Here is a 456-nt window from a genome sequence, read left to right on the forward strand (position 1 = left end):
GCTTTACTGGTATCGCCGCAGTGCCGAAGGCGGCAACGGCGATGCCATGTGCAATCTTGGCCGATGCTATGAAAGGGGATATGGCGTGGAGCAGAATTGGCAGGAAGCCGTAAAATGGTATGAGCAGGGCGCACAGTGTGGCCATTTGCAATCCATGAATAATCTGGCATGCTGCTACGATGGCAGCGAAGGCGTGGAACAGAACGAAGAAAGGGCGCTTTACTGGTATCGCCGCAGTGCCGAAGGCGGCAACGGCGTTGCCATGTGCAACCTTGGCTGGTGCTATCAAAGGGGATATGGCGTGGAACAGAACGAAGACAGGGCGCTTTACTGGTACCGGCGGGGAGCTGAGGCAGGAAGTGTTTACTGCATGTTCTACCTTGGCTGGAATTACAGCAATGGCGTGGGCGTGAAGCAAAATATGACGGAAGCGATCCGTTGGTATACTGCTGCCGC

Annotated in this window: 1 protein-coding gene; it reads left to right on the top strand. The window is 55.3% G+C overall.

The genetic code is table 11. The features are described 5' to 3' along the window. Positions 1 to 456, top strand: a 456-nt coding sequence (locus DWY84_RS17095) for a tetratricopeptide repeat protein (protein WP_207665140.1), incomplete at both ends; no start/stop codon positions are given.

This window comes from Clostridium sp. AF27-2AA, assembly GCF_003478505.1.
In the GTDB taxonomy this organism is placed as follows: Bacteria; Bacillota; Clostridia; order Lachnospirales; family Lachnospiraceae; genus Brotaphodocola.